The following is a 20,515-nucleotide window of genomic DNA, read 5'->3' as shown; positions in this document are numbered from 1 at the left end:
GCGGTTCGGCCGTAACCGGTGCCGCTTTCCGTGGTCGCCGGCCGGGTCGCCCCGTACCGTGGTCGGATGATCGGAAACGCACAGCTGCTCGCCGGCCCCCGGGTGAGTGCCGCGCGGGCCGCGGAGCCGGCCGGCGAAGGACCCGTCGGCTGGGTCACCGGCCTGGTGGAACGCCTCGGCGGCCCCGGGGCCGGGCTCGCGGTGGCGCTGGAGAACCTGTTCCCGCCCATTCCCAGCGAGGTCATCCTGCCGCTGGCCGGGTTCACCGCCAGCCAGGGTCGGATGAGCCTGTTCGGCGCGATCGCCTGGACCACGCTCGGGTCGGTGCTGGGCGCGCTGGCGCTCTACTACGTCGGGGCGGCGCTCGGGCGGGACCGGATGCGCGCCCTGGCCGGCCGGCTGCCGCTGATCAAGCTGGCGGACGTGGACCGCACCGAGGCGTGGTTCCTGCGGCACGGCGTCAAGGCCGTGTTCTTCGGCCGGATGATCCCGATCTTCCGGAGCCTGATCTCGATCCCGGCCGGCGTGGAACGGATGCCGGTGCCGGTGTTCCTGCTCTTCACCGCGCTGGGCAGTCTGATCTGGAACACCGCGTTCGTGCTCGCCGGCTATCTGCTGGGCGAGAACTGGCACGTGGTCGAGGCGTACGTCGGCACGCTCCAGAACGTGGTCATCCTGGCGGTCGTGGGCGGCGTCGGCTGGTTCGTGGTGAGCCGGGTCCGCCGCAACCGCCGGTCCACACCGGACGCGCCGCCCCGGTCGGGCACGGTCTACCGGGGCGGCTGGTACGGCACCGACGACGATCAGCAGGCCGGGTAGAGGCGGCGGGTGCCGGTGCCGGCGGTCCAGGCGGCCGGGTCGCTGAACCGGCAGCCGAAGCCCGGCGCCGCCACCGCCCGGGGATCGGTGACCGGGTCGCCGGCCGGACGCTGGCCGGTGCGTACCCAGCGGGTCAGGTCGTCCCAGGCGGCGCCGGCCTCGGCGGGGCTGAACTCGCAGTGCTGCGTGCTCCGGACCGCGCGTTGCACAAGCAGCCGGGACCGGCCGTGCCGGGCCACGTCGCGGGCGTACGCCTGCTCCATCCGGAACGGCACGAAGAGGTCACCGAGGCCGTGCAGGCTGAGCACCGGCACGGTGGGGCGGCCGGCGATCCGGGGCACCTCGGTCAGACCGGGGGAGAGCCGCTGCCGGAGGTTCTCCGGCGCGACCCGCTGCACGGTCGCGTTCAGGTCCACCGGCTGGTTCGGGGCGTACCTGGTGAACAGGTTCGTGGCGAGCTGGCCGGGCCGCTGGGCGGGGGAGTCGCCGCCGTTGGTGGTGGCGATGCCGAACAGGAAGTCCTTCCACACCGCGAACGCCGCGTCGGCGCCCGGCCGGACGCCGCCGGAGCGGGCCACGGTGACCGCGCGCAGTTGCCTGCCGAGCGCGTTGGTGGTGTCCGGGCCGGTGGGCGTGAGGCCGGCCAGCCCGGTCGCCACCTGGATGCGGGGCACCGCGTTCGTCAGGTAGTCGGCCGGCGGCGGGTAGGCGCGCACGCCGGTCAGCGCCTGCGCGACCAGGTTGTAGTCCAGCAGGTAGTCGAACAGCTCCTGGTCGCCGAGCACCCCGCACATCGGCAGCGCGCCGGCGTAGTAGCCCGGGTACTGCTCCAGCGAGCGGCCGATGACGTGCCCGCCGAGGGAGACGCCGGCGATGAGCACCCGGTGCGGCCGTCGCACGGTGCGGGCGAACAGGTCGGCGAGGGCCCGGGTGCCGAGCACGCCGGAGCGGACGTCGTAGCCGTTGCGGTCGTACGAGGAGGACGCCCAGGCGTACCCCTGGGACAGCAGGCGGTGCCGCAGGTCGAACGCGGGCGGCTCGGGGGAGAGTTCGGTGCCCTGGCCGCGGTAGCCGTGCGCCCACATCACCAGGTCGCCGTTCCACTTCGCCGGGACCTCGACGACGTAGCCGGCGTGCGCGTGCACGCCCTGCCGGACGGTGGTGGCGGCGCCGTCCACGACCAGCGGCGGCAGCGGCGGGTTGACGATGGTGTAGCCGGGCAGCGGCTGGCTGCCGTCGTCGTGGCCGGCGGCGTGCGCGGGCGCCGCGCCGACCAGGCCGAGCGCGAGCGCGAGGGCGGCGCCGGCGGCGAGCAGCCGGCGGGTGGGTGAGGTCTGCATCGCTGCTCCCCGGGGACGGGTGCCGCCCCGGGGCGCGGGGCGGCGGGGCGGGACGGATGCCTACCGGCCGGTAGCGATCTGAACCTAGGCGGGGCGTCGAGGGCTGTCAATCGTTGACGGACCGGCCGCCGCCGGAATGAACCGTGGTGGAAACGGAGACGTATGACCCGGTGGGGACCGGCGAGAGGGGACGACCATGACGGCATCCGGGGACGACGCCGACCTGCCCGACACACGGTGGTCCGGCGCCGCCCGCTGGCTGTCCGCCGCCGCCGTGCTGGTGGTCGTGCTCGGCGCGGTGGCGGTCGCGGTGACGCTGTCCAATCCAGCCCGTCTCGGGGTGGTCTTCTCCGGCGGCCCGCCGCCCTCGCCGGCCGCCGACCCGGGTGGCTCCGGCGGTGTCGGCGGCGCCGAGGAGGCCGCCACCGAGACGCTCACCGCGCCGCGCGGGGACCGCAGGCGGGCCGACTTCGAGCTGGTCGACGGCCTGACCAGCTTCACGCTGCGGGCCGCCGACCTGGGCGACGACCTGTACCGGATCGGCGCGCCGGACGACGCCGGCGTGACGCCCCGCCCGCGGGTGGACGGCGACCGGGTCCGGCTGCGGATCGTCGAGAACGGCCGCGCCGGGCCGGCCGCCGTCGAGGTGGTGCTCAACGCCCGGCTGACCTGGCGGGTACGACTCGTCGGCGGCGTGCGTGAGCAGCGGCTCGACCTGGGCGCGGCCCGGCTCGTCGGGATCGAGCTGATCGGCGGCGCGTCGCGTACCCGATTGCGGTTGCCCCCGCTCGACGGCACGCTCACCGTGCGGATGACCGGCGGGGTCAGCGACCTGACGGTGACCGTGCCGGGCGGGCCGCCGGCCCGGGTGCGGGTGGCGTCCGGCGCCGGCTCGCTGGCCGTGTACGACGAGCGCCGCGCCGGCATCGCCGCCGGGGACGTGGTCAGCTCACCGGGCTGGGACCGGGCGGCGGACCGGCTCTACCTCGACCTGGTGGCCGGCGCGAACGCGGTGAGCGTCACCGCGGACTGAGCGTACAGTTCGGGCGGTGGACCGTACCGAATCGCTGCCCGCGCAGACGCTCCCACCCGGCGTCGGCGCCACCGACCCGGGCAGCGTGCTGCTGCCCGGCCACGACGTCCCGCTCGGCCGCTACACCACGGTGCGTCGGCTGCTGCCGCAGCGGCAGCGGCGGATGGTCGGCGCGTGGTGCTTCGTCGACCACTTCGGCCCGGACGACGTGGCGCAGCGGCCCGGCATGGAGGTGCCGCCGCACCCGCACACCGGCCTCCAGACCGTCACCTGGCTGCTCGACGGCGAGATCCTGCACCGGGACAGCCTCGGCAACGTGCAACCGATCCGCCCCGGCCAGCTCAACGTGATGACCTCGGGCCGGGGCATCGCCCACTCGGAGCGCTCACCGCTGGTCCACCCGCCGCTGATGCACGGCGTGCAGCTCTGGGTGGCGCTGCCCGACCCGGCCCGGGCCGGCGACCCGGGCTTCGCCCACCACGCCGAGCTGCCCCGGTGGCGCGACGGCGACCTGGAGCTGACGCTGCTCGTCGGGGAGTTCGGCGGGGAACGCTCACCGGCCGTCGCGCACACCCCGCTGCTCGGCGCGCAGCTCGAGGCGCGCGGTCCGGCGGCGACCACGCTGCGGTTGCGCCCCGACTTCGAGTACGGGCTGCTGGCGATGTCCGGCTCGGCCGAGGCCGACGACGTGGCGTTCGCCCCGGGGGCGCTGCTCTACCTGGGCGCCGGCCGGACGGCGCTGACGGTGCGCGCCGCGCCGGGCAGCCGGCTGCTGCTGCTCGGCGGCGCGCCGTTCGACGAGCCGCTGGTGATGTGGTGGAACTTCGTCGGCCGCTCGCACGAGGAGGTCGCCGCCGCGCGGGAGGACTGGATGGCCGGTCGCCGGTTCGGCACCGTGGCCGACGACGCCGCCCCTCCACTGCCCGCGCCCGAGCTGCCCACCATCCGGCTCAAGGCCCGCGACCGCAGCGGCGGCGTCCGCGGCTGAGGCACGTGCCGCCGGACACACTTTCCGGAATCTCACCCGTTCGGCTGATGGCCCGCCGTATGATGATCGTGGCAGTGATGCCCGCCCGGTTCGGGCGAACATCCACCGCCTGGTGATCGCGACCCGGTTCGGGCGCGCACCGTCAGGGCCAGGTGTTGCGTGGCGCCCCAGGTCGCGGTTCGTGACCCGGGGCGCCCGCCTGTCGCCGGACCCCGGTGCCCCGCCACGCACGGCGTCGCGCCCGGCCGCGACGCGACCGGGCGGCGGCGGACGGGCTCAGATGCGGCGCACGTGCTGCGAGACGCGGGAATGGTCGTCCCGGGCCTGGGCGGCCCGCTGCGACCGGCCCACCTCGGGGGCCGCGTCGATGCCGGCCGACCGCGCCACCTCGGTGCCGTTGGCGTAGTCCACCGGCGGCAACGCGCGCAACGCCCGCAACACGTCGGGCGGCGCGCCCTCCCGTTCCGCCTCGCGGATGACGTCGTTCTTCCCGGCCGGGTAGTCCAGCGCGGACAGGTACTCAAGGACGTCCGAATAGCTCGCCATGGGTCGGGCTCCTCGCGCCAGTCGTCGGGGTCGTGACCGCGCGGCGGTTACCCGCAACGCGGCGGCTCACGCCCCGATCCCCCGCGTTTCCGTCGCGCCGGGACGGGTAGCCGCCCTGCGCGCACCGAAGGGGGTACCACCGATGGACCACCACACGTTCGTGGCCCGGGTCGCCGGACGCACCGGCACCGCCGAGGACCTGGCCGCGACGCTCACCGCCGCCACGCTGGGGACGCTGGCCGAGCGGCTGACCGGCGGCGAGGTGCTGGACCTCGCCGCGCAACTGCCGAAGCCGCTGCGGGGGGCGCTCAACCCGCAGCCGCACACCGAGGCGGCCGAACGGTTCGGGGCGGTCGAGTTCGTCGCCCGGGTCGCCCGCCGGGCCGGCTGCGACGAGAACACCGCCCGGGGCGCGGCGCGGGCGGTGTTCGCCACGCTGCGCGAGGCGATCAGCGGTGGCGAGTTCGCCGACGTGGTGATGCAGTTGCCCCGGGACTACCGGGACCTGGTGGAGCCGGCGCTCGCGCCCGCCACCACCCGCCGACGCTGACGCCGTCCGGCAATGGCCGGCGTGGGCCCACGCTGGATCCGGCCCGCGCCGAAGGTGGATACCGTCCGTCACGACGGCCGGGCCGGCGCGGTTCACCGGGAACCGCCTTTGCTCTGCAGCCATGGGCGCATCCCACACCTGGAGTAACCGCGCCGGCTCGATCGTCCGCCGTACGAGAACCCTTCGCGACCAGCTCACGGCCCCGGTGCGCTGATGGCTGCAGAGCAAAGGGGCCAACGGCTGCATCTGCCGCCCGTGCCGCGGGGCAACGGAGAGTGACCAGGGCGTCAGTTGCGAAGAGTGAGGCGTCGCGGTTCGCGCGGCGCGCTCAGCCGACCGCGCCGGCGGCGCGCAGCGCGGCGATCCGGGCGGCGTCCACGCCGGCGTCGGCCAGCACCTCGTCGGTGTGCTCGCCCGGTCGCGGCGGCGGGCGGCGGACCGCGGTCGGCGTGACCGAGAAGCGTGGCGCCGGGGCCGGCTGCACGACGCCGTCCGGCGCGACGAAGACGTCCCGGGCGGCCAGATGCGGATGCCGGGGCGCCTCCGCCCAGTCGAGCACCGGCGCCACGCAGGCGTCCGTGCCGGCCAGCAGCTCCGCCCACTCGTCCCGGGTGCGGGTCCGGAACAGCCGCGCCCAGGCCGCCCGCAACGCCGGCCAGTTCGCCGGGTCGTCGCGGTCCCGCGCGTCGTCGCCGTCCAGCGGGAAATCGGTGAGCCGGACCAGTTCGGCGTAGAACTGCGGCTCCAACGCGCCCACCGCCACGTAACGCCCGTCGGCGCACTCGTACGTGTCGTAGAACGGCGCGCCGCCGTCGAGCAGGTTCCCGCCCCGCGGGTCCTGCCAGAGGCCGAGGCCGCGCAGCGCGTGGATCTGGGTGGCCAGCACCGAGACGCCGTCCACGATGGCCGCGTCGACCACCTGGCCGGGCGCGCCGCCGCGTACCGCGTACACGGCCGCGACCACGCCCAGGGCCAGCATCATGCCGCCGCCGCCGAAGTCGCCGAGCAGGTTCATCGGCGGCACCGGACGCTCGCCGGCCCGGCCCACCCCGTGCAGCGCGCCGGTCAGCGCCAGGTAGTCGATGTCGTGGCCGGCGGTCCGGGCGAGCGGCCCGTCCTGCCCCCAGCCGGTCATCCGCCCGTACACCAGGCGCGGGTTGGCGGCGAGGCACTCCTCCGGGCCGAGACCGAGCCGCTCGGCCACCCCCGGCCGGAAACCCTCGACCAGCGCGTCCGCGCCGGCCACCAGCGACAGCAGCAGCTCCCGGCCGTCCGGGTGCTTGAGGTCCAGCGCGACCGAGCGCCGGTTGCGGTTCAGCAGGTCGCCGGGGAACGCGCCGAACCCGCCGCCGCCCACCCGGTCCACCCGGACCACGTCCGCGCCCAGGTCGGCAAGCATCATGGCGGCGAACGGCCCCGGGCCGATGCCGGCCAGCTCGATCACCCGTACGCCGGTCAGCGGTCCGGTGTTGGTCACCCGCGTCACCCTAGGGCTCCGGACCCCGGCACGCCACGGTCCCGACCGCCCGTACAGCGGTTGACCAGGGCAATCATCCGGGCCTCGACTTGGCGTCCGGCCTCCGGGTGGCCTAGCCTTGGAACCGCGAGGGGAGTACTTCCCACGAACCATTCCGGTCAGTACGGCGAGCCCCGGGGGCGAGCCTCGGGTGGTTGCCCACGAAATCGTGGGTGAAGGAGACCTCGAACATGACACGGTGTTCGAGGAGGCCCCATGACCGAAGTGTCCTACCTGTCCGCCGCCGGCCTGTCGTCGGTGGGCACGCCCACACTGTGGGCGGTGACGATCGCCGGCGTGCTGGCGCTGCTGGTGCTGGACTTCCTGGTCACCCGCAAGCCGCACGAGGTCTCCATCCGGGAGGCGCTCGGCTGGTCGGCCTTCTACATCGCCCTGCCGCTGGCGTTCGGCGCGTGGATCTGGTCCCGCTACGGCAGCCAGCAGGGCGTCGAGTACCTCACCGGTTACCTGGTCGAGAAGTCGCTCTCGGTCGACAACCTGTTCGTCTTCATGCTGCTGCTGGCCGCGTTCGCGGTGCCCGCCGTGCTCGCCCAGCGGGTGCTGCTCTACGGCATCGCCGGCGCGCTGGTGCTGCGCGCGATCTTCATCGCGCTCGGGGCCGCCGCCCTCCAGACGCTCGACTTCGCCTTCCTGCTCTTCGCGCTCATCCTGATCGCCACCGCGGTCAAGCTGCTGCGCGACGCCCTCTCCGGGCACGAGCAGGAGGTCGACATCAACAAGATGCGGTCCGTGCGGCTGCTGCGCAAGGTCATGCCGGTGGTGGAGGAGTACCACGGCACCCGGATGACCATCCGGCAGCACGGCCGGCGGGCGCTCACCCCGTTCGCGCTGGTCGTGGTCGCGGTGCTGGCCACCGACATCGTCTTCGCGGTCGACTCGGTGCCCGCCGTCTACGGCATCACCGAGGACCCGTACCTGGTCTTCGCCACCAACGCGTTCGCGCTGCTGGGCCTGCGCGCGCTCTACTTCGTGCTGCACGCGGCGCTCAGCCGGCTGGTGCACCTCAGCTACGGGCTCGCCGTCATCCTGGCGTTCATCGGGATCAAGCTCGGCCTGCACTGGGCGCACGGCATCTGGAAGGGCGTGCCGGAGATCCCGACGCTGGCCTCGCTCGGCGTGATCATCGGAGTCCTGGTGATCGTCACCATCACCAGCCTCCGCGCCACCCGGGGCAGCGGCGACGGCGAGCGCAGCGTCGTGCACGAGACGCAGGGCGGGGGCCCCGCCTGACGCCTTGCCCGGGAAGCGGTGTGCGGTCGCGGCCGGGGTGGTAGGACTGACGGGTGGGAATCGTGTCGCCGGGATTTCAGGGCCGGCCCCGTTCGTCCGCGCCGGACCTGCCACCGGGGCAGTACCTCACCGAGGACTTCCCGGTGCTCTCCGCCGGCCCGACGCCGCGCGTGGCGCCCGACACCTGGGAGTTCGTGCTGACAAGCGAGACCGGCGCGGAACACCGCTGGTCCTGGGACGAGCTGATGCGCCTGCCGCAGGACGCGCCGACGGTGGACCTGCACTGCGTCACCCGCTGGTCCAAGCTCGGCACCACCTGGCAGGGCGTCTCGCTGGACACGCTGCTCGACGGCGTGGACACCGACGCGCGCTACGCGCTGGCGCACTCGTACGGCGGCTACACCACCAACCTGCCCCTGGACGACCTGCGTGGCGGGCGGGCCTGGGTGGTGCACACGTACGACGGGCGCCCGCTGCCCGCCGAGCACGGCGGCCCGGCCCGGCTGCTCGTGCCGCACCTGTACCTGTGGAAGTCCGCCAAGTGGGTGCGCGGCATCCGGCTGCTCGTCGACGACCGGCCCGGTTTCTGGGAGACGGCCGGTTACCACGACTACGGCGACCCGTGGCGCGAGCAGCGCTACCAGGGCGACTGAGGTGACCGCCCCGACCGCCGGCGGCCGGACGGCGCCGCTGACCTGGCGGGTGGCCCGGCTGGTCGAGCGGCGGGTCGAGACGGCGACCGCCCAGACGCTGGTGCTGGACGTGCCCGGTTGGCCCGGGCACCTGCCCGGCCAGCACGTCGACCTGCGGCTGACCGCCGCCGACGGCTACCAGGCGGCCCGCTCGTACTCGCTCGCCGGCCCGGCGCAGGACGGGCGGATCGAGGTGACCGTGCAGCGGGTGACCGACGGCGAGGTGTCGCCGTACCTGGTCGACACGTACGCCGAGGGCGACCCGGTGGAGGTCCGCGGCCCGGTCGGGGGTTGGTTCGTCTGGCGGACCGACGAGACCGCGCCGGTGCTGCTGGTGGCCGGCGGTTCCGGGGTGGTGCCGTTGATGGCCATGGTCCGGGCCCGCCGGGCGGCCGGCAGCCGGACGCCGTTCCGGCTCATCTACTCCGCGCGGACCGCGGACGACGTGATCTACGCCGACGAGCTGCGCCGCCGGGCCCGCGACGACCAGGGCCTGGACGTCGCGTACGTCTACACCCGGCTCGCGCCCGAGGGCTGGCGGGGCGAGCCGCACCGGATCGGGCTGGCCGACGTGAACAGTCACGGCTGGCCGTCGGCGTTGGAGCCGCTCTGCTACGTCTGCGGTCCGACCGGATTCGTGGAGACCGTGGCCGACCTGCTGGTGGGGCTCGGCCATCCGACGCGGCGGGTGCGGACCGAACGGTTCGGCCCGACCGGCTGACGACCCGAGGAGGGCGCATGACCGAACTGTCCTACCTGGACGGCAACATGCTCGACGGACCGCTGCGGGAACTCCTCGCGGTCGACCTGAGCGCCACCACCGGGCGGTGCGACTCCTGCGGCATGACCGGCCCGATGGCCGGCCTGCACGTCTACTCGCACGCTCCCGGCCTGGTCGGGCGGTGCCCGGCGTGCACCGGCGTGATGGTGCGCCTGGTCCGCGCGCCGGAGCGGGCCTGGCTGGACCTGCGCGGCACCACGTACCTCCAGGTTCCGATGCCGCTGGAGCAGCGCCTCCGCCCCGCCCCCTGACCGGACGCGGCCGGCCTCAGGACGCGACGGTCAGGTGGTCCAGCTTCGCCGGCGCGGGTTCGGCGTGATGGCCCGCGCGTTCGGGGACGCTCCCCGCCGGGACCACCCCGGGCCGGGGCGGCGCGCCCGGCGGCCGTGTCGCGCCGGAGAGGCGACGTCGTACTCGACCGACGAGCTGCCCCACCGTCACCGGCACCACCGACAGGACGAGCTGCCCGTTGCGCGGATCGACGGTCGCGGCCACCCCGTACAGCCGGGCGCCGTGCCGCAGCAGCCGGGGCCGACCGGCGGCCAGTCGGGGCGCCCGGACCGGCGCGTTGCCACGGCCGTGCCCGCCGTCCACGTCGGCACGGACCGGATGCCGTTGGCCGCTGGCCGCGCTGGCGGCGAGGAGCCGGTCGACCGGGAAGTCGGTGCGCACGGTCCGCCCGGTCGGGTCGGTGGCGTCCAGCCGGGTGGTCCCGGCGACCGGGCCGGCCACCAGCCGGACCGGCCCGGCCTCCGCGGCGAACCGGGGGTACGGGCTGCGCGCGGTCACCGTCACGGTCCGCCCATCGACCCAGCTCACCTCGACGGTGTCCAGCCGGGCCAGCCAGTCGGCGCGGACGTCGGTGACGTCGGTCCACGCGGCCGGGGCGCCCGGGTAGCCGGCGTGCCACCGCCCGGCCGCCACCACCGTTGCCGGTACGCCCCGGTCGGTGTCCTGCGCGATGACGGCCAGCAACTCGTCGACGCCGCCACCGGTCACCGCGCCCAGACGCAGCCGGGCCTCGATGTCGAGCCGGTTGCGGACCCCGTCGGTGACATGCTGGTCGACCAGCCGACGGACCGTCGCGTGGACCCGTTCCTGGGTGGCCCGGTCCAGCCGGCGGAAGTCGTCGCCGACCAGATTGGCCAGCTCCAGCCCGACGTGCCGGCTCAGCACGGCGTCCCGACGCTCGCCGGCCGGGATCAGGTCGGCGACGAACGCGAACAGCCGCTCCACGCTCACCAGCCGCTGTTCGACCCGGCTGTGGTAGGTGATGTTGCGGGCGTCCAGCCGGCGTACCGCGTGGTAGTAGTCGTAGTCGGCGAGCACCGAGATCCGGCGGGCGTGGTAGCAGGCCGCCAGCGTGAACGGCTGGTCGCTGAGGACCGGCATGTCCTCGGGGAACCGCAGCCCGAGCCGGTCGACGAGGTCGCGGCGGAACAGCTTGGTGTTCGCCAGCGACCAGGGCAGCGCCGAGTCGAACAGGCTCACGTCGACCGCGTTGCCGGCGGCGAACACGTCGGCGAAGACGTGCCGGCCGTTGACGCCGACGACCTTGCCGAGCACCACGTCGGAGCCGTACCGGTCGGCGGCGGCGACCAGTCGTTCCAGCGCCTCGGGGCCGAGCCGGTCGTCCGAGCCGAGGAAGAAGACGTACCGGCCGGTGGCCAGCTCCAGTCCTCGGTTGCAGGGCGCGGCCGGGCCGCCCGAGTTGGCCTGGTGGACCACCCGCAGCGTGCCGGGGTGTCGGGCGGCGAGCCGGTCCAGCAGGCGACCGCTGCCGTCGGTGGACCCGTCGTCCACCGCCACGATCTCCATCCGGTCGGGCCCGATGGTCTGCCGCAGCAGCGAGTCGAGGCAGGGCCGCAGGTAGCGGAGCGTGTTGTAGACCGGCACGACCACGCTCACGTCGGGTCGGGTGGTCGGTGGGCGGTCCGTCGCCTCCTCGGCTGCCACAGCTGATCCTCCGTTGGTCGCGCGGCTTGTCCGACGCGACCGAGCGTGGTGGAGCGACCGGTCCGGGTGACGACACCGACGTGACGGCCAGATGACCGGCAGGCAGCCGTTGGATACGCGGAACGGGCCCGACCCCCGGTGCGTGGGGTCGGGCCCGCTCGGATGTTGCTCAGCTGGTGCTGTAGCCGCGGGTGGCGATCCAGTCGGCGAGGTTGTCGATGCTCATCCGGTAGGAGGCCATGTTCGGGTCGGCGCTGTCGGCGATGGTGACGGTCCGGCCGTCGTCGCGGTAGCCGATGACGCTGATGTAGTGGCCGCCCTCGAAGGAGTGGGTGTTGCCGTCGGTGTCGGTGGCGGTGCCGGCGATGTTGGCGACCACGGCCCGGCCGGCGTCGACGGTGCGGACGACGTCGGCGCGCAGCTTGTCGGTCTGCTTGTCGTCGGCCTTGGGCGTGCTGATCTCGACCGACCGGTAGGCGTCCTTGGCGCCGGTCTCCTTGTTCAGCACGGGGGTGATGTCGTTGATGCTGTCGGTGCCGGCCTCGGTGGTGCCCATCTCCCTGGCCATGGTGTCCACGTCGATGTCCTTGCCCTGCACGGACAGCGCGTTGCGGGCGGCGGCGGGGCCGCAGAAGTAGAAGTTGGGCTGGGCTTCGTAGCGCACGTCCAGCTCCCGCTCGCCGTGACCCTTGCGGTCGGTCACCACGGCGCTGGTCGTGCCGGTGGGGGCGGCGTGGGCGGCGATGGCGGGGCCGGCGACGCCACCGGCGGTCGCGGCGATGCCGGCAGCGGTCAGCACGGTCTTGCGCAGCAGGGTGGTAGCCATGATGGTTGCCTCCCAGGGGTGGGGGATGACGCGGCCCGGGGGCCGCGAAGGGGAAGGGTCCGAGGCTGGGCCCGGCGGCCGGGGGCCTGCTCACGGGCCCGGGGCCGGCGCGGGCCGGGCCATCGGGGATGGCCGGCTCGGCGGCTCGGGGATGTAACGACGGCCGGTGGCCGGTCATTCCGACCGGGGCTGCCAGCGGCCCAGGGGCCGGGCTTCACGCGGTCTGCCAGGTGTAACGCCCCGCCCCCGGCCCCGATTCCCCCGAGCCGGTGACCAGGACCACCGCTTAATCACCCAAAACTCACACAAAGGTTGCATCCCCCGGCTCGCACGCCGACCCCGCGGAGGAACGCGCATCTTTGGGTGCTTGATCATCGGGTGGCGGTGGGTGGGGAGGGGTCGGAGAGGGCGTGGGGTGGGGGATGGGTGAGAGTGGTGCACCGTGAGATACCTGCGTAGTGACGGCCGCGTCGCGATCCGCCGCCCCCGGGCCGACGACGAGGCGGAGTTCGTGGCCGCCGCCCGGCGCAGCCGCGACCTGCACCACCCGTGGCTGACCGCACCGGACGACGCCGAACGGTACGCGGCGTACCTGCGCCGGATCCGCCGGCAGGACACCTCCGGCTTCCTGTTCTGCGACCGGGCCAGCGGTGCGATCGCCGGGTACGCGAACATCGGCGGCATCGTGCTGGGCGCGCTGCGCGGCGGATACCTCGGCTACGCCGCGTTCCGCCCGTACGCGGGCACCGGGCACGCCTCGGCCGGTGTGCGGCTGGTGATCGCGCACGCGTTCGGCACGCTCGGGCTGCACCGGTTGGAGGCGAACATCCAGCCCGGCAACGAGCCGTCGAAGCGACTGGCCCGCCGCCTCGGGTTCCGGCTCGAGGGATTCTCCCCGGACTACCTGTTCGTGGACGGCGCGTGGCGGGACCACGAGCGCTGGGCGATCACGGCCCCGCCGACGCCCTGACCGGCGACCCGCCTCAGCTTCCCGGCTTCGGGAACGCGACCGGGCTGCGGTGCCCGGCCCTGGTCCACCGCGCGTACGCCGAAGAACACGTTGTCCTTGGACAGGTCGATCGTCACCTCGGTGACGTCACCGACCGCCAGCACCTTCTGCCACTCGGCGGCCGTGGTCTCCCGCCACACCACCTCGTAGCCGGCCAGGTCCGGTTCGGGGCCGCGCTGCCAGCGCAGCGTGGTGTCGTTGGTCAGGTTCGTGGTGACCACGGTGACGCCCTTCGGCGTACCCGGGGCCTGGGCGAGCGACCACAGCGCCGCGCCGTTCACCCGGGCCACCCGGGTGATGTAGTCGAAGTCGCAGAACTCCGGCAGGTCGCCGTACTGCACGCCGTCGACCACCCGGACGTCCTGGTGTTGGTGGGCGAAGTCCTCGGCGGGCTCGGTGAACCGGCCGGCCGGCCAGCCCTCGCGCAGGAACGAGATGTGGTCGCTGCCGCGCAGGTAGCGGTCCCGCCGGTAGATCACCCGGACGTCCATCCCGGTCACGCCGTGGTCCGCCACGTCGGTGACGAACCGGGCGAGCTGCCGGGACGGGGAGTCGTTCTCGCCGCCGACGGACTGCCGCACGCCCGCCTCGGCCGGCGTCTCGGCGGTCGGCACGCCCTCGGCGAACAGCCGCACGGTCCGCGGGTCGCGGGTGCCGTCGTCGGCGGTGCTGCTGCCGACGATGTCGTTGCTGAACATGCCCTGCACGTCCACGCCGGCCGCCTTCAACCGGCCGGCCAGGTACGTCGAGCCGTACAGGCCCTGCTCCTCGCCGGCGACGGCGGCGAGCACGATCGTCGCCTCGGTGCGCCGGCTCGCCAGCACCCGGGCCAGCTCCAGCACCACGGCCACGCCGGAGGCGTCGTCGTCGGCGCCCGGCGCGTCGCTGACCGCGTCCATCACGTCGGTGGCGCGGGAGTCGTAGTGGCCGGTGATCACGTACACCCGCTCGGGCGTGACGTCGCCGCGCAGCGTGGCCACCACGTTGGTGATGGTGGTGGCGGTCGGGATCCGGGAGGCGGGCTCCTGCACGTACGACTGGAGTGCCACGGTCATCCGGCCGCCGGAGGCGGCGGCGTACCCGGTCAGTTGGGCGTGGATCCAGTCGCGGGCGGCGCCGATGCCGCGTACCGGATCGGTCTGGCTGGAGAGCGTGTGCCGGGTGCCGAACGCGGCCAGGCGGCGGACGGTGGCCTCGATCCGGGCCCGGTCGATCTCGCGCAGCAGCGCGGTCAGCTCGCGGTCCGGCGGCTGCGGCCGGGCCGGCCGCCCCGGACCGCGCGGCGCGTCGGTCGCCGCCACCGCCGGGCCGGCGGCGAGCGGCGTCGCGACGGCGGCGGCGGTGGCCGCGGCCGAGGCGGTGAGGAAGGTACGCCGGCTCGACCTCGTGGGTCGGCCCTCGGCGGTCTCGTGGTTTCCCATCCCGGCATCCTCGCGTTGATCAGGAGGAATGTCCATATCGTTCACCGTGGATGGGTGGTCACGACGTTTGTCGGAGGTCTGCCCGGGAACGGCAGCAGACATGACGAAACCACGTGTGGTGATCGTGGGGGCCGGGTTCGCCGGGTACCACGCGGCCAAGACGTTGCGCCGGCTGGCCCGCGACCGGGCCGAGATCGTCCTACTGAACACGACCGACTACTTCCTCTACCTGCCGCTGCTGCCCGAGGTCGCGGCCGGCGTGGTCGAGCCGACCCGGATCTCGGTGCCGCTCGCCGGCACGCTCGACGGCGTCCGGGTGGTGGTCGGCGAGGCCGACCGGGTGGATCTCCAGAACCGCTGGGTCGGCTACCGCTCCGCCGAGGGCGGGCACGGCCAGCTCGCGTACGACCGGCTGATCCTCTCCGTGGGCAGCGTCAACAAGCTGCTGCCCATCCCCGGGGTCACCGAGTACGCGCACGGCTTCCGCGGCCTGCCCGAGGCGCTCTACCTGCACGACCACGTGGTCCGGCAGGTCGAGCTGGCCGAGTTGACCCACGACCCGGCCGAGCAGCGGGCCCGCACCACGTTCGTGGTGGTCGGCGCCGGCTACACCGGCACCGAGGTCGTCGCGCACGGCCAGTTGTTCACCGACCGGCTGGTGGCCCAGCGCCCGCACCTGAACGTCCGGCCGCGCTGGATGCTGCTCGACGTCGCCCCGCGCGTGCTGCCCGAACTGGACCGGCGGATGTCCGTCACCGCCGACCGGGTGTTGCGCCGCCGTGGCGTGGACGTGCGGATGGGCACCTCGGTCGGTGAGGCCACCCCCGACGGTGTGATGCTCACCGACGGCGAGTACGTGCCCACGTGCAGCCTCATCTGGTGCGTCGGGGTACGCCCCGACCCGTTCGTGGCCGAACTGGGCCTGCGCACCGAGAAGGGGCGGTTGGTGGTGGACGAGTTCCTCAACGTCCCCGGCTACCCGGAGGTGTTCGCCTGCGGCGACGCCGCCGCCGTCCCGGACCCGACCCGCCCGGGGCAGGTGTGCGCGATGACCGCGCAGCACGCCCAGCGGCAGGGCAAGCTGGCCGCGCACAACATCGCCGCCTCGTACGGGCAGGGCACCCGCAAGTCCTACAAGCACCACGACCTGGGCTGGGTGGTCGACCTGGGCGGCAAGGACGCGGCGGCCAACCCGCTGCACGTGCCGCTGTCCGGCCTGCCGGCCAAGGCGGTCACCCGCGGCTACCACCTGTTGGCGATGCCCGGCAACCGGCCCCGCGTCGCCGCGGACTGGGCGCTCGACGCGGCCCTGCCCCGGCCGGCCGTGCAGCTCGGCCTCGTGCCGGCCAACGCGGTGCCGCTGGAGAGCGAGTCGCCGGAGCTGGTCCGCCGGCCCTGACACGTCGCCGGAGCTGGTCCGCCGGCCCCGGCCGACACCCGGAAGCTCATCCGCCGGCCGGCGGCCGCTCCCGTGCCACGGGATCCGGCCCGCCGGCCGGACCGTTGTCGATCGGGCCCGTGCTGTCGGCCGGGGCGGGGTGGGCCGGCGTGCCGTCGGCTGGCGTGCCCAGTGCCACCCGCCCGGCGGGGACGAACTCGCGCAGCAGCACCTGCACGACGCCGGCCGCCGGGATCGCCAGCAGCGCACCGACCAGACCGGCCAGCTCGGCCGCCAGTAGCACGCTGACCAGCACCGTCAACGGGTTCAGCCGGACCGCGCGGGCCATGATCACCGGTTGCAGGAGATGGTTCTCCACCTGCTGGTAGACCACGAAGAAGACCAGCACCACGACGCCGGCGGTGGGGGAGTTCGCGAAGCCCGCGCCGGCCGCGACGATCGCGCCCAACGTGGCGCCGACCAGCGGGATCAGGTCGAACACGGCGACCACCAGCGCGATCACCGCGGCGAACGGCACCCCGAGCAGGAGCAGCACCACGAAGGTCAGGCCGCCGCAGATCAGGCTGATCACCAGGTTCCCGCTCAGGTAGCCGGTGACGATCCGGGAGGAGTCACGCCCGATGCGCCGCAACCGCTCGGCTGGGCCGTCCCCGACCAGCCGCAGCGTCGTCGCCACGATCCGGGGCGCCTCCAGCACCATCAGGTACGCCAGCACCACCACGGTGACCAACGCGGCGACGGCCTGCGCCACGCCCCGGACCAGCCCGACGGTCGGCTCGCCGAGCCGGGAACCGTAGCGGCGCAACTGTCCGGGTTCGGCGTACCGGAGCAGGTGCAGGCGGTCCAGCAGCCGGCCGACCGGTCCCCGCCCGGCCTGGGCGTCGTGCACCAGCTCCGGCACCCGGTCGGCGAGCCGACCCAGCTCGTCCACCAGCGGCAGGACGATCACCGTGCCCAACGCCGCGAGCAGCACGAACGTGGCCAGGAAGACCAGCAGGGTGGCCAGCGCCCGCCGGTGCACCCGACGCTCCAGCCGGTCGACGAGCGGCTTGAGCGCGACCGCGAGGAACGCCGCGACCAGGCCCCAGACGAGCACCCGACGGGTCGCCCAGACCAGCGCCAACCCGACCACGGTGGCCAGCACCAGACCGATCACGATCACCGTCCGGCGGGCGGTGGACCGGTCGTCGACGGCGCTCATCCGGCGCGGCTACCCGCCCTGTCGGTGGAGAAACCCGGGGCTCACCGCGGGTCGGCGTCGGTGACCGGCAGGGCGTCCGCGGCGAACGTGTCGAGCGCCGCCGCGTGCAGCACGGTGCCGGGCACCGGGTCACCGGCGACCCGTGCGGCGAGCCGACGTACCGGCAGCCGCCCCGGCCGGAGCACGCCGGCGAGCACCACGTTGCCGTAGCGCCGGCCGCGCAGCATCCGCCGGTCGGTGAGCAGGCACACCTCGGCGAAGACGGCGCGCAGCGTGGCCACCTGCGCTCTGGTGTGCGCCAGCGGCGGCAGGTCGGTCAGGTTCACCAGGTAGACGCCGTCCGGGCGGAGCACCCGGGCCACCTCGGCGGCGAACTCGAGGGCCGCCACGTGCGCGGGCATCCGGGCCGCCCGGTAGACGTCGCCCACCACCACGTCGTAGGCGGCGTCCGGCGCCCCGGCGACCGCGTCGCGGGCGTCGCCCAGCGTGACCACCACCTCGGGCGGCAGCGGCGGCAGCTTCCGGCGGACCAGCTCGACCACGCCGGGATCGCGTTCGACCACCCGCTGCGCCGAACCGGGCCGGGTGGCGGCCAGCCAGCGGGGCAACGTGAGCGCGCCGCCGCCCAGGTGCAGGGCGGTCACCGGCTGCCCGGGCGGGGCGCTCAGGTCGATCACCGTGGCGATCCGCCGCACGTACTCGAAGTGCAGGTGACGGGCGTCGGCGACGTCCACGTAGGACTGTTCGACCCCGTCGGCGAGCAGTGTACGCCCGGTGGGGCGGGCCGGGTCGACGACGATCTCCAACACCTCGGTGTCGCTCTCCACCTTCGGAACGCTACCGGCGCGCGTGCGGTGTCGAGCGGGGCCCCCGCCCCTGCCGGAGGCGTTGAGCGGGGGCCCCTCCGTGCGGGTCAGCCGGCGGCCATGCCGGCGCCGGCCTCGTCGATGGCGTCGTCGACGCGGTGGGCCAGGGCCACGTCCGCCGTGGTGACGCCGTCGGTCTGCTGGGTCCGGACGGTGAGCACCGCGTTGTCCGGGTCCGGCCGGCCGATCTGCGGGCCGCGCCCGCCGTCGGCCCGGAGCCGGTCCAGCCGGTCCAGCACCCGGTCCAGGTTGCCGCCGGGCAACTCGATGGTGCGCACCAGCGAGCGCCGGTCACTGGACCAGTACGGCAGCGTGGCGAGCGCGTCGCGCAGCTCCGACTCGGTCAGCGGCGCGGTGGCGGAGCTGGCGCCCACCAGACCGCCGCCGTAGTCGGCCGGTCCGAGCAGGTCGCGCAACCCGTCGGGTACGCGCAACGACCCGACCAGTTCGGCGTCCGCGTCCGCGAGCGCGGCCAGGGTCGCCTCCGCCTGGTAGCGCGCCTGTTCCGGGGTGAGCCGGCTGCGCCGCCCGACCTCGGCCAGGAAGCCCGGCAGGTCCTGCCGCCGTTCGACGCCGTCCACCGGGACCACGTCGTGCAGCTTCACCGGGACGGCCGCGAGCAGCCGTTCCCGCTCCGCCTCGTCGAGTGCCCGGGCCAGGGCCAGCACGGTGGCCTCCGCCGCGACCTTCGCCTCGGCGAAGTCGACGCCGGCGCGCCGGCTCACGTCGTCGACGAGGTCCCGGTAGCCCAGCGTGACACCCCGGCCGGACGGCGGGTCCGGCAGCGGTCGCGGTCGCTCCGCCACCCCGACCGCGGGCGGCGCCGGCCCACCCCGCGTGCTGTCCGGCTTGTGTCGACCGGCCGGCGGCGGGCCGGACCGTTCGTGCTGGTCCAGCGAGGTGACCTGCTTGGACGCGCTCAGGCTGGCGCCGCTCTGGCTGGGCCGCCGGCCCTGCTCCCGGGCCTGCCGGGCGAGGGCCCGGCGGCGCTGGTTGTCGCCCTCCATCTGCTTGCGCATCGTCGCACCTCGTTCCTGGTCGGTTGCGCTTGCGCCGGTCGCCTTCCCGGCGCCGCCGGGAAGCTAACGACGTCCGGCGGGGCGAGGAGCTTCATTCGCTGCGGGTGAGGGGCGGTCACCCGATGGCGTCGCACGATCGGGGCGGACCGGACAACTTCCGACGCACGCGGAAGGGCAGGTCGTCATGAAACGGATCGTGGAGATCGTCCCCGCTCGTCCCGGTTGGTACGCCCGCTGGCGCGTCGGCCCGGAGGTCACCCGCTGCTACCCGGTGACCCTCTGGGCGCTGCTGGAGGGCACGGACGGCGATGGACGCGAGGTGGTCGGCGTCGACTGCGTCGGGCAGTGGCCCGGCGCGGACGACGACGGGGCCGGAGATTTCGTCCGTTACCTGTTCCAGACGCCTGATTCCGGTGTGCCGGAGGACGCCGACTCGTCGGCGGTGGGGGAGCCGCGTGACGGTGCTTCCCGCCGGCCGGCGGTGGCGCCCGTCGTCTGAGCCCTCCTCCAGGCCCCCGGCCCCTGGTCCCAGGGTCGGGGGCCGCCCCCTGCCCGGGGCGGGACGCGGGTCGGTCAGCCCACCTCGCGGGCGTCGCCGGCCGCCGTGCGGGGCGGGGCGGTGAGCAGTTCGGCCAGCCCGGTGCGGTCCAGAAGCTGTCGGATCTGCGCGTTCATGCCGCGCAGATGGATCGCGCCGGTGCCGGCGCGGTGGATCAGCACCAGCGCGCTCAGGCCGGAGGAGTCGCAGAGCGTCACGTCGGTGAAGTCGAGCCACAGCTCATGGTGGCCGTCGCGGCGCAGCCCGGCGGCGGCCTCGACGAGTTCCGGCGCGGTGTCGAAGTCCAGCTCGCCGGCCAGCCGGAGCCGGGCGGAGCCGGCGTCGGGCCGGTCCACCTCGATGGTCAACAGCGGGGAGAGCACAGGACCATGTTCCCAGCCGCCGGTGGTCGGGAAACCTCCGGGGTCAGGCGGACGCGGTGGAACCGGATGCCCGGCCGTCGGCCGGCCGGCGGTCCAGCAGACCCGTCACGCCGGTCATGTCGAGGATGGTCTCCAGGAAGCGCGGGACCGCCCGGAGTTCGATGCCGGTGCCGGCCTGCTGCCCCTCGCGCCAGGCGTGCACGATCACCGACAGGCCGGTGCTGTCCAGGAAGACCAGGTCGCCGAAGTCCAGCACCAGCCGGGCGGGACGCGCGGCGAGCAGGCGGTCGATCTCGGCGCGCAGCGGCGTCGCGGTGGCGTAGGCCAGGTCACCGCCGACGCGGACGATCGGGACGTCCGGGTCGGAACGGTCCACGGAGA

22 protein-coding genes are annotated in these 20,515 nt (G+C 74.6%); 11 read left to right on the top strand and 11 right to left on the bottom strand.

What is annotated here, in order from left to right:
- Positions 1–66 precede the first annotated feature (66 nt).
- Positions 67–819, top strand: coding sequence for a DedA family protein (locus tag AB0B02_RS28095; protein ID WP_281940551.1), 753 nt, complete (start codon positions 67–69; stop codon positions 817–819).
- On the opposite strand, the gene AB0B02_RS28090 is transcribed toward AB0B02_RS28095, so the two are convergent.
- Entirely contained in the window at positions 804–2,159 is a 1,356-nt protein-coding gene (locus AB0B02_RS28090) for a hypothetical protein (RefSeq protein ID WP_357305254.1), read from the bottom strand. The genes AB0B02_RS28095 and AB0B02_RS28090 overlap by 16 nt on opposite strands.
- A gap of 196 nt (positions 2,160–2,355) precedes the next feature.
- Here AB0B02_RS28090 and AB0B02_RS28085 point away from each other — a divergent pair, with 196 nt between their 5' ends.
- Together AB0B02_RS28085 and AB0B02_RS28080 are read left to right on the top strand one after the other, a co-directional pair.
- Entirely contained in the window at positions 2,356–3,192 is an 837-nt protein-coding gene (locus AB0B02_RS28085; protein WP_281940554.1) for a hypothetical protein, read from the top strand.
- 16 nt (positions 3,193–3,208) lie between these two features.
- Positions 3,209–4,180: a pirin family protein gene (locus AB0B02_RS28080; RefSeq protein ID WP_357305251.1), complete on the top strand. Its 972-nt coding sequence runs from the start codon at positions 3,209–3,211 to the stop codon at positions 4,178–4,180.
- Positions 4,181–4,456: 276 nt separating this feature from the next.
- On the opposite strand, the gene AB0B02_RS28075 is transcribed toward AB0B02_RS28080, so the two are convergent.
- The gene (locus AB0B02_RS28075; protein WP_281940558.1) at positions 4,457–4,726 is read right to left on the bottom strand and encodes a DUF2795 domain-containing protein; all 270 of its coding nucleotides are present in this window, start codon (positions 4,724–4,726) and stop codon (positions 4,457–4,459) included.
- Between the two features lie 142 nt (positions 4,727–4,868).
- Between AB0B02_RS28075 and AB0B02_RS28070 the strand changes: the two genes are divergently transcribed.
- A complete protein-coding gene (locus AB0B02_RS28070) occupies positions 4,869–5,276 on the top strand; it encodes a DUF2267 domain-containing protein (protein ID WP_357305248.1) in 408 nt (135 codons plus the stop codon).
- A gap of 328 nt (positions 5,277–5,604) precedes the next feature.
- On the opposite strand, the gene AB0B02_RS28065 is transcribed toward AB0B02_RS28070, so the two are convergent.
- Positions 5,605–6,762, bottom strand: a complete 1,158-nt coding sequence (locus AB0B02_RS28065) for a CaiB/BaiF CoA-transferase family protein (protein ID WP_357305245.1) — start codon at positions 6,760–6,762, stop codon at positions 5,605–5,607.
- A 246-nt stretch (positions 6,763–7,008) separates the two neighbouring features.
- Between AB0B02_RS28065 and AB0B02_RS28060 the strand changes: the two genes are divergently transcribed.
- The 4 genes from AB0B02_RS28060 (at position 7,009) to AB0B02_RS28045 (ending at position 9,767) form a co-directional block, all read left to right on the top strand.
- The gene (locus AB0B02_RS28060; protein ID WP_357305242.1) at positions 7,009–8,043 is read left to right on the top strand and encodes a TerC family protein; all 1,035 of its coding nucleotides are present in this window, start codon (positions 7,009–7,011) and stop codon (positions 8,041–8,043) included.
- Between the two features lie 62 nt (positions 8,044–8,105).
- A complete protein-coding gene (locus AB0B02_RS28055) occupies positions 8,106–8,696 on the top strand; it encodes a sulfite oxidase-like oxidoreductase (protein ID WP_357305382.1) in 591 nt (196 codons plus the stop codon).
- A gap of 1 nt (position 8,697) precedes the next feature.
- Positions 8,698–9,456: a ferredoxin reductase gene (locus AB0B02_RS28050; RefSeq protein WP_357305239.1), complete on the top strand. Its 759-nt coding sequence runs from the start codon at positions 8,698–8,700 to the stop codon at positions 9,454–9,456.
- A 17-nt stretch (positions 9,457–9,473) separates the two neighbouring features.
- Positions 9,474–9,767, top strand: coding sequence for a DUF6510 family protein (locus tag AB0B02_RS28045; RefSeq protein ID WP_357305236.1), 294 nt, complete (start codon positions 9,474–9,476; stop codon positions 9,765–9,767).
- A gap of 16 nt (positions 9,768–9,783) precedes the next feature.
- Here AB0B02_RS28045 and AB0B02_RS28040 read toward each other — a convergent pair whose 3' ends face one another.
- Positions 9,784–11,472, bottom strand: coding sequence for a glycosyltransferase family 2 protein (locus AB0B02_RS28040; RefSeq protein ID WP_357305233.1), 1,689 nt, complete (start codon positions 11,470–11,472; stop codon positions 9,784–9,786).
- 169 nt (positions 11,473–11,641) lie between these two features.
- The gene (locus AB0B02_RS28035; protein ID WP_357305229.1) at positions 11,642–12,298 is read right to left on the bottom strand and encodes a C39 family peptidase; all 657 of its coding nucleotides are present in this window, start codon (positions 12,296–12,298) and stop codon (positions 11,642–11,644) included.
- Between the two features lie 442 nt (positions 12,299–12,740).
- Between AB0B02_RS28035 and AB0B02_RS28030 the strand changes: the two genes are divergently transcribed.
- A complete protein-coding gene (locus AB0B02_RS28030; RefSeq protein WP_281940572.1) occupies positions 12,741–13,268 on the top strand; it encodes a GNAT family protein in 528 nt (175 codons plus the stop codon).
- Here the strand turns inward: AB0B02_RS28030 and AB0B02_RS28025 are convergent.
- Positions 13,199–14,728, bottom strand: a complete 1,530-nt coding sequence (locus AB0B02_RS28025; protein ID WP_357305226.1) for a M20/M25/M40 family metallo-hydrolase — start codon at positions 14,726–14,728, stop codon at positions 13,199–13,201. The genes AB0B02_RS28030 and AB0B02_RS28025 overlap by 70 nt on opposite strands.
- 100 nt (positions 14,729–14,828) lie before the next feature.
- Here AB0B02_RS28025 and AB0B02_RS28020 point away from each other — a divergent pair, with 100 nt between their 5' ends.
- Positions 14,829–16,127, top strand: coding sequence for an NAD(P)/FAD-dependent oxidoreductase (locus tag AB0B02_RS28020; RefSeq protein WP_281940574.1), 1,299 nt, complete (start codon positions 14,829–14,831; stop codon positions 16,125–16,127).
- A 46-nt stretch (positions 16,128–16,173) separates the two neighbouring features.
- Here AB0B02_RS28020 and AB0B02_RS28015 read toward each other — a convergent pair whose 3' ends face one another.
- From AB0B02_RS28015 to AB0B02_RS28005, 3 genes are all read right to left on the bottom strand, one after another.
- Positions 16,174–17,328, bottom strand: a complete 1,155-nt coding sequence (locus AB0B02_RS28015; RefSeq protein WP_281940576.1) for an AI-2E family transporter — start codon at positions 17,326–17,328, stop codon at positions 16,174–16,176.
- A 41-nt stretch (positions 17,329–17,369) separates the two neighbouring features.
- Positions 17,370–18,155, bottom strand: coding sequence for a fused MFS/spermidine synthase (locus AB0B02_RS28010; protein WP_281940578.1), 786 nt, complete (start codon positions 18,153–18,155; stop codon positions 17,370–17,372).
- Positions 18,156–18,241: 86 nt separating this feature from the next.
- Complete coding sequence (locus tag AB0B02_RS28005) at positions 18,242–19,213, bottom strand: DUF2267 domain-containing protein (RefSeq protein WP_281940580.1); 972 nt, start codon at positions 19,211–19,213, stop codon at positions 18,242–18,244.
- 184 nt (positions 19,214–19,397) lie between these two features.
- On the opposite strand from AB0B02_RS28005, the gene AB0B02_RS28000 reads away from it, so the two are divergent.
- Positions 19,398–19,712 (top strand): hypothetical protein, encoded by a 315-nt coding sequence (locus AB0B02_RS28000; RefSeq protein WP_281940582.1) that lies wholly within the window; start codon positions 19,398–19,400, stop codon positions 19,710–19,712.
- Positions 19,713–19,786: 74 nt separating this feature from the next.
- Here the strand turns inward: AB0B02_RS28000 and AB0B02_RS27995 are convergent, their stop codons facing one another.
- Both AB0B02_RS27995 and AB0B02_RS27990 read right to left on the bottom strand, forming a co-directional pair.
- On the bottom strand, positions 19,787–20,134 hold the full coding sequence (locus AB0B02_RS27995) for an STAS domain-containing protein (RefSeq protein ID WP_281940584.1): 348 nt from the start codon (positions 20,132–20,134) through the stop codon (positions 19,787–19,789).
- A gap of 43 nt (positions 20,135–20,177) precedes the next feature.
- A complete protein-coding gene (locus tag AB0B02_RS27990) occupies positions 20,178–20,510 on the bottom strand; it encodes an STAS domain-containing protein (RefSeq protein ID WP_281940585.1) in 333 nt (110 codons plus the stop codon).
- Between the last annotated feature and the right edge of the window lie 5 nt (positions 20,511–20,515).

Origin of the sequence: Micromonospora sp. NPDC049240 (genome assembly GCF_040647835.1) — a bacterium.
Taxonomy (GTDB): Bacteria; Actinomycetota; Actinomycetes; order Mycobacteriales; family Micromonosporaceae; genus Micromonospora.
This window is presented reverse-complemented; position numbering and strand designations above follow the sequence as displayed.